The sequence below is a fragment of the Actinoplanes sp. NPDC051633 genome (assembly GCF_040681735.1).
Taxonomy (GTDB): Bacteria; Actinomycetota; Actinomycetes; order Mycobacteriales; family Micromonosporaceae; genus Actinoplanes.
In genome coordinates this window covers 1-7,142 of the sequence record NZ_JBFAZH010000322.1, presented here as the reverse complement: position 1 = coordinate 7,142, position 7,142 = coordinate 1, and the positions used below count along the sequence as shown (strand labels likewise).

9 protein-coding genes are annotated in these 7,142 nt (G+C 71.5%); all 9 read left to right on the top strand.

Features of this window, described 5'->3' with window-relative positions; genetic code table 11:
- Positions 1-259 (top strand): cell division protein SepF (gene sepF / locus AB0M20_RS19220; RefSeq protein WP_364299851.1); only part of this gene is annotated, 259 nt, incomplete at its 5' end.
- 23 nt (positions 260-282) lie between these two features.
- The gene (locus AB0M20_RS19215) at positions 283-591 is read left to right on the top strand and encodes a YggT family protein (RefSeq protein ID WP_364299849.1); all 309 of its coding nucleotides are present in this window, start codon (positions 283-285) and stop codon (positions 589-591) included.
- Positions 592-634: 43 nt separating this feature from the next.
- Positions 635-1,453, top strand: coding sequence for a DivIVA domain-containing protein (locus AB0M20_RS19210; RefSeq protein WP_364299847.1), 819 nt, complete (start codon positions 635-637; stop codon positions 1,451-1,453).
- A gap of 40 nt (positions 1,454-1,493) precedes the next feature.
- Positions 1,494-2,594, top strand: coding sequence for a hypothetical protein (locus tag AB0M20_RS19205; protein ID WP_364299855.1), 1,101 nt, complete (start codon positions 1,494-1,496; stop codon positions 2,592-2,594).
- A gap of 232 nt (positions 2,595-2,826) precedes the next feature.
- Positions 2,827-3,168: a DUF167 domain-containing protein gene (locus AB0M20_RS19200; RefSeq protein ID WP_364299845.1), complete on the top strand. Its 342-nt coding sequence runs from the start codon at positions 2,827-2,829 to the stop codon at positions 3,166-3,168.
- The gene (locus AB0M20_RS19195) at positions 3,165-4,700 is read left to right on the top strand and encodes a potassium/proton antiporter (RefSeq protein WP_364299843.1); all 1,536 of its coding nucleotides are present in this window, start codon (positions 3,165-3,167) and stop codon (positions 4,698-4,700) included. The genes AB0M20_RS19200 and AB0M20_RS19195 overlap by 4 nt, the downstream gene beginning before the upstream one ends.
- A 266-nt stretch (positions 4,701-4,966) precedes the next feature.
- Positions 4,967-5,389: a TraR/DksA family transcriptional regulator gene (locus AB0M20_RS19190; RefSeq protein ID WP_364299841.1), complete on the top strand. Its 423-nt coding sequence runs from the start codon at positions 4,967-4,969 to the stop codon at positions 5,387-5,389.
- 71 nt (positions 5,390-5,460) lie between these two features.
- The gene (lspA, locus tag AB0M20_RS19185; RefSeq protein ID WP_364299839.1) at positions 5,461-5,955 is read left to right on the top strand and encodes a signal peptidase II; all 495 of its coding nucleotides are present in this window, start codon (positions 5,461-5,463) and stop codon (positions 5,953-5,955) included.
- A gap of 38 nt (positions 5,956-5,993) precedes the next feature.
- On the top strand, positions 5,994-6,878 hold the full coding sequence (locus tag AB0M20_RS19180; protein WP_364299853.1) for an RluA family pseudouridine synthase: 885 nt from the start codon (positions 5,994-5,996) through the stop codon (positions 6,876-6,878).
- The last annotated feature ends 264 nt before the right edge of the window (positions 6,879-7,142 follow it).

The following is a 7,142-nucleotide window of genomic DNA, read 5'->3' as shown; positions in this document are numbered from 1 at the left end:
GCACCCGACAACGTACCGGGAGGCCCGGACGATCGGGGAGCACTTCCGCGACGGCGTCCCGGTGATCATCAACCTCACCGAGATGGACGAGGGCGACGCCCGCCGGCTGGTCGACTTCGCCGCCGGTCTCGCGTTTGGCCTGCGCGGTACGATCGAGCGCGTGACCAACCGGGTTTTCCTGCTCTCACCGGCAAATGTCCAGGTCACCGCAGAGGACAAGGCCAAGATCGCTGAGGGCGGCTTCTTCACCCAGAGTTGACCCGAACGAGGGATCCGCCCACCGTGCTGTCGATCGTGTTCCAGGTTCTGTACCTGTTGGTCTACGTCTTCTTCCTGACCCTGCTGGCGCGCTTCGTCCTGGGTGCGGTGCTGCAATACGGGCGCCGCTGGCAGCCCGGGCGGGGCGCGTCCGCCGCATTGGAGTCCGTGTGGAGCGTCACTGATCCACCCCTCAAGGCGTTGAGGCGTGTGATCCCACCGCTTCGAATTGGTAACGTGAGCTTGGACCTGGCATCCCTGGTCCTGCTGGTTATCCTGTTCGTGCTTTTGAACTTCGTGTTAGCGCGCCTCATCGTGACCTTCAGCGTCTGACGAGGCCCGCCCCACGCGGCCGCAACTGACCCGAGGAGTTTCGATGCCGCTGACCCCGGCCGACGTGCACAACGTCGCCTTCAAGAAGCCCCCGATCGGCAAGCGGGGGTATGACGAGGAGGAGGTCGACGCCTTCCTGGACGAGGTTGAGCGCGAACTCGCCCGTCTGATCGAGGAGAACAACGAGCTGCGCGCCCAGGTGGAGCGCGGCGGCCGAGGTGGCGCTCCAGCCGTCTCGGGTGCCGACCCGCGCCTGGCGGCGGAGCTCAACGACATCAAGGCCCAGCTCGACCGTGTGCAGCGCGACAAGGCTGCCGCCGAGCAGGCAGCCCGGCAGATGCAGGCCGAGCTGGAGCAGGTCCGCGCGCAGGGCCCGGTCGGCGCCGGAGCCACCTCTTCCGGCGGCGACGGCGAGCAGCAGGCGCTGCGGGTCCTGATGATGGCGCAGCGCACGGCCGACGACCACGTGTCCGACGCCCGGCGCGAGGCCGACAAGCTGCTCTCCGACGCCCGCTCCAAGGCGGAGGAGGTCACCCGCGAGGCGCGGGCGAAGGCGGACGCTCTCGAGCGGGACGCCCGGCAGCGGCACCAGGAGGCCATGGGCGGCCTGGATGCCAAGCGGTCCGCGCTGCAGAAGCACATCGAGGAGCTCAAGCAGTTCGAGCGTGAGTACCGCACGCGCTTGAAGGCTTACCTCGAGAGCCAGCTGCGCGACCTCGACGGCCGTGGGCAGGGCTTGGAGGCCGAGATGACCCGGGCCGACGCCGGCCGGGCGGTCGGTGGCTCCGGTGGTCTCGCCGCCGCGGGGCTCGCCGGCTCGTACGGCGGGAGCCGCTCCAACTCCATCGAATCGGGTCGCTGACGGTTCGTCGTCGGCGGCTGCACCTCGGCGAGGATGAGCCATGATCGTTGTTGCCCTTCTGCTCATCCTCGTCGCGGTGGCGCTGCTCGTGCTGGGCCTCGCCGCGGGGTCGAGCATCATGCTGATCGGTTCGATCGTTGCCAGCCTGCTGGCCGCGGTCGTGCTGGTCATCGGCGCGCGCCAGGCTGCGACCCGGCGCCGCGCCACCACGGCCGGTGCCGATCCCGGTGTCCCGGCCACTCCGGAGGACGACCCGTTCCTGGCCGAGGGGCAGTCCCCGGCCGAGTTCGCCACGGCCGGCGCCCGCCGCGCGCCCGCCGAGGGCCCCGGGGTCGCCGGCACGCACACGGCGCAGGGCTCCCGCGCCGCGGAGAGCGCCCGCCGCCCACCGGGCGACTTCCCGCCGCCTCCGCCCGCTTCGCCGGCTCCGGCGGAAGACTTCGACGACCTCCCGCCGCCCGGCCATCCCGTCTCTCCGCCGGATGACCTTCCTCCGCCGCCGGGCCGCGCCGCGGACGACTTTCCTCCGCCGCCCGGCCGCGCCGCGGATGATGACGACGACGATCTCGACGCCGCCGACGAGGAGCGTTACGCCCGCGAGACGGACGACTACGCTTCCCCCGCCGATGAGGCGCGTGCCGATTTCTCCGGGTCTGACCCGATCTTGGACGGCCGGGATGCGGGCGCCCCGGACTACGACCGCGCCTCGTCGGTGATCGGCGCGGCCCGCTCGGGCAGCGACGAGTCATGGCGTCGCCCCGGGGAGGAGCCACTGCTTCTCGACGAGGACGATGACGACGAGAACGCGAGCGCCCCGGCGAGCCGACGGGACAAACCAGGCGAATCCGGTGCGGCGCGCGTGCCGGCCGACGAGGATTTCGCCGAGCCGGACGAGGACGACCCCGAGGACGAGCCGCTGCCGCAGGCGGTCCGCCCGGGCGACGCCGTCCGCGTGGCTCGGATGGACGACGAGGTCATGGTCGTCGACGGCCGGCCGCGCTACCACATGCCCGACTGCCACCACCTGGCCGGCCGCCTCACCGAGCCGATCCCGGTCGGCGAGGCCATCGAGCTGGGCTTCAACCCGTGCGGCCTGTGCCGCCCGGTCGACCGCCTGGTCGCCCAGCACGCCCGCCCCTGACGACCGGACCGACAACTCACGAGCGCACAGGCTCCGGACGCCAGCTCGGCCGGCGTGCCGACCAGAAGTGGTAGCTCACGCACGTTCCCGGGGTCGGATGCGTGGCTGGGCTACCACTGTTGCTGAAGCTGGCAGCCGGGCGGGGTGTCGTTTTGTGATTGGTGGGTCGTCACTGGGTGTGGTGGGGTGGACCCGGTGCGCTGCTGAAACGTGAAGATCGGCAGAATGAGGCATGGCCAAGCGGCGGGTGCCCGGACCGTCCGGACGGAGTCCGGCACCGGACGCCGCCACGGGCGTGTCCGTCGTGGTGCGAGCCAAGCCGGGTGCCGGCCGGACAGCGGTCGGCGGGCGCTACGACGGGCCGCACGGGCCGGCGCTCATCGTGGCCGTCACGGCGCCCGCGGTCGACGGCAAGGCCACCGAGGCGATCCGCCGGGCGCTGGCCGCCGCGCTCGGCGTGCGCCCGGCCGCGGTGCTCCTCAAGACCGGGGCCACCAGCCGCGACAAGATCTTCACCGTCGACGACGAGGCCGCGGGTCGGCGGGCCGACGCGCTGCGTGACGGCGGCCGGTGAGCGGCAACCTGGACCAGGCGCTGCTGATCGGGGCGGCGGTGCTGCTGATCGCCGTGGCCGCGGTCCGATTCTCCACGCGCATCGGCCTGCCCAGCCTCCTGGTCTACCTGTTGATCGGGATGCTGCTGGGGGAGTCCGGGCTGGGCATCCGCTTCGACGACGCCGAGCTCACCCGTACCCTCGGCTTCTGCGCCCTGATCATGATCATCGCCGAGGGTGGCCTGACCGCCCGCTGGACCACCCTCAAGCCCGTGCTCGGCCTGTCCGCCGTGCTGGCGACCGTCGGCGTCGTGGTCAGCATCGGCGTGGTCGGCGTGGTCGTGCACCTGGTGCTGGGGCTGGACTGGCGGCTGGCGCTGCTCTACGGCGCGGTGCTGTCCTCGACCGATGCGGCCGCGGTCTTCGCCACGCTGCGCCGGTTGCGGCTGCCCCCGCGCCTGGTCGCCACCCTGGAGGCCGAGTCCGGCATGAACGACGCCCCGGCGGTCCTGCTGGTCGTGCTGCTCTCGGCGACCGGCCCGGTGACGCACCCGTGGTGGTACGAGCTGATCATCGTGGCCTACGAGCTGGCCGCCGGCGGGGCGTTGGGCTGGCTGGTCGCGATGGCCGGGCGCTGGCTGCTGCGGCACGCCGCGCTGCCATCTTCCGGCCTCTATCCCATCGCGGCCGTCGGGCTGATGTTCCTGGCGTACGCGGCCGGGGCGGTCGTGCACGCCAGTGGCTTCCTGGCCGTCTACGTGGCCGGCGTGGTGCTGGGCAACGCCCGGCTGCCGCACCGCCGGTCGATCCTCGGTTTCGCCGACGGGCTGGCCTGGGTGGCGCAGATCGGCCTGTTCGTGCTGCTCGGGCTGCTGGTGTCGCCGACCCAGCTGGGTGACGCCCTGGTGCCGGCGCTGGTCGTGGGGGTGGCCCTGGTGCTGCTGGCGCGGCCGCTGTCCGTGGTGATCTCCGCGGTGCTGGCCCGGCCGGTGCGCGGACCGCGGCGCCCGGAGATGCGGATCGGCTGGCGGGGGAGCGCCTTCCTCTCCTGGGCGGGCCTGCGCGGGGCGGTGCCGATCGTGTTCGCGACCATCCCGCTGTCGGTCGGCACGCCGGGCGCCGACGGGCTGTTCAACGCGGTCTTCGTGCTGGTCATCATCTTCACGCTGGTGCAGGCCGGGACGCTCGCGCCGGCCGCTCGCCTGCTCGGGGTGACCGCGCCCGGGGAGGCCACCGAGCTGCACGTGGAGACCGCGCCGCTGGAGAAGATGAACGCCGACCTGCTGCAGATCGACGTGCCACCGGAGTCGCGGCTGGCCGGCGTGCACATCGACGAGCTGCGGCTGCCGGTCGGCGCGGCGATCACGCTGGTGGTCCGGGACGGCATCGGTTTCGTGCCCGGGCCGGACACCCGGCTGCGGGCCGGGGACGCATTGCTGCTGGTGGCCACCGCGGCGGCCCGCGACATGGCCGAGCGGCGGCTGCGGGCGGTGAGCCGGCGCGGCCGGCTGGCCCGGTGGCTCGGCGAGAAGGGTGACGAGCCCAGGGCGTGAGCACCAGCCTGAAAGACCGCTGTGAATCTCCGGATGATGAAACACCCTAAACCGCACGTGGTCGGCGATCCGACGCTCAGTGATGGGTGATTCGTCCCGACCTGGCCCGACCCCGGCCGGTGCGCCGTGTTGTCGCTGGTCTTCACGTTCCGTATCGTTGCCAGCCACCGGTGTGCGCGACCCGCAGGTCGCCGCGCCGTTTGTGCACGTAGGGGCAGAAAATACCGCCGAAGAGCCGCGCCGGGCGCGTGGCCGAGGGAGCGACGATGGCCAAGGCAGCTGACACGAAGTCGGCCTCGACCGCCAAGACCGCGACGAAGCGGTCCCGGAGCGCGGCGGAGACGAAGAAGATCCAAGCCGCGCTCGAGGAGCGCCGCGTCGAGTTGCAGACGGAGTACGACCAGACCCTGGTCGAGATCAACGAACTGCAGCGTGAGCGGCTGACCGACTCGGCCGGCGACGACACCGCTGACACCGGCACCAAGACGCTCGAACGCGAGCAGGAGATCTCGCTCGCCAACAATCTGCTCGAGCGCATCACTCAGGTGGAGCGCGCCATCGACCGCCTCGGCGAGGGCAACTACGGTTGGTGCGAGAAATGCGGTAACGCCATCCCGGTCGAGCGGCTGGCGGCGTTCCCGTCCGCTACCTTGTGCGTCTCGTGCAAGCAGTTGGAGGAGCGACGCTGAACCCTGATGCCGACGAGGCAACAGTGACTCCACCTCCCGCTGCGCCGGCGCGTGGCGGGAGGCGCGCGTTGATGGTGCTCGCGGCCGTCGCGGTGCTTGCTGTCGCGCTCGACCAGCTGGTCAAGCACCTCTCGACGGAGAACCTGACCGAGGGCGAGCCGGTCCGCATCCTGGGCGGCCTGGTCTACCTCTCCCTGCTGCGCAACAGCGGCGCGGCGTTCAGCCTGGGCAGCGACTACACCTGGGTCTTCCCGCTGGTCACGGTCGCCGTGGTCACCTGGATCTTCGTCCTCAGCCGGCGCCTGCGCTCGGTGCCGTGGGCGCTGGCCCTGGGCCTGGTGCTCGGCGGCGCACTGGGCAACCTGACCGACCGCCTCTTCCGCGCGCCCGGCTTCCTGCACGGACACGTTGTCGACATGATCAGCGCCTTCGGCCCGTACGGTCAGTATTTCGCCGTTTTCAACATCGCGGACAGCTGCCTGAGCGTCGGCGTCGTGCTCGCCGTCCTGCTCGAGCTGACCGGACGCCAGCGCGACGGCACGCGTCTCACCGGAAAGAAAAAGTGACCACGAGATCTCTTCCCGTCCCGGACGGCCTCGACGGCATGCGCCTCGACCAGGCCGTCTCGCGGCTTTTCGGGCTGTCCCGCACGGCCGCCGCCACCCTGGTCGAGGCCGGCGACGCGATGGTCGACGGCGTCCCCCGGCCCAAGTCCGACAAGGTCGCGGCCGGCGCCTGGCTCGAGGTCAAGCTGCCCGCGCCGGTGACCGCGCCGGCGGTCAACACGGAGCCGGTGCCGGGCCTTACCATCATCTACAGCGACGACGACATCGTGGTGGTGGACAAGCCGGTCGGCGTGGCCGCGCATCCGAGCCCGGGCTGGACCGGGCCGACCGTGATCGGCGGGCTGGCCGCGATGGGCCAGACCGTCGCCACCAGCGGCGCCGCCGAGCGCCAGGGTGTGGTGCACCGGCTCGACGTCTGCACCACCGGACTGATGGTGGTGGCCAAGAGCGAGTCGGCGTATTCGGTGCTCAAGCGCGCGTTCAAGGAGCGCGAGGTGGACAAGCGGTACCACGCCGTGGTGCAGGGCCACCTCGATCCGCTGCGCGGCACCATCGACGCGCCGATCGACCGGCACCCGACCGCCGACTACCGCTATGCGGTGATGTCTGGCGGCAAGCCCAGCGTGACCCACTACGACACGCTGGAGGCGTTCCGCTCGGCGAGCCTGGTCGACGTGAAGCTGGAGACCGGGCGGACGCATCAGATCCGGGTGCATTTCTCGGCGCTGCGCCACCCGTGCGTCGGCGACCTCACCTACGGCGCCGACCCCACGCTCGCCGCCCGCCTGCACCTCGGCCGCCAGTGGCTGCACGCGCGCGAGCTGGCCTTCCGGCATCCCCGCACGCAGGATGAGGTCCGCTTCGTCAGTGAATACCCGGATGACCTGGAGTACGCGCTGAGCAAACTGCGCGAATCAGCCTGACGCCGCGCTCGCGCGGTTGCCGCCCACTGGTTGCCTCGCACTCCTCTTGCTCGATACCCTCGTCCGCGGGGCCGATGTGACATCCCCCTCATCAATGCATCCCGCCGTCCCCGCGACGGGATCCGGCCCTCGCTTCCGGCATCGGGAGGATGCCCTGTCGCACCGGTTCCACCAGCATCCGCAAGGCCCGTCCGGCCGTTAGATCCCTCGTCGGCGGGCCGCCTTCGTGGAACGTCCCGGATTTTCGGGGAGTGGCCCTGGACG

Coding starts and splice junctions, on each gene's coding strand:
- lspA (WP_364299839.1), top strand. CDS start 5,461: ATGGTGCTCGCGGCCGTCGCGGTGCTTGCTGTCGCGCTCGACCAGCTG.
- AB0M20_RS19205 (WP_364299855.1), top strand. CDS start 1,494: ATGATCGTTGTTGCCCTTCTGCTCATCCTCGTCGCGGTGGCGCTGCTC.
- AB0M20_RS19200 (WP_364299845.1), top strand. CDS start 2,827: ATGGCCAAGCGGCGGGTGCCCGGACCGTCCGGACGGAGTCCGGCACCG.
- AB0M20_RS19180 (WP_364299853.1), top strand. CDS start 5,994: ATGCGCCTCGACCAGGCCGTCTCGCGGCTTTTCGGGCTGTCCCGCACG.
- AB0M20_RS19190 (WP_364299841.1), top strand. CDS start 4,967: ATGGCCAAGGCAGCTGACACGAAGTCGGCCTCGACCGCCAAGACCGCG.
- AB0M20_RS19210 (WP_364299847.1), top strand. CDS start 635: ATGCCGCTGACCCCGGCCGACGTGCACAACGTCGCCTTCAAGAAGCCC.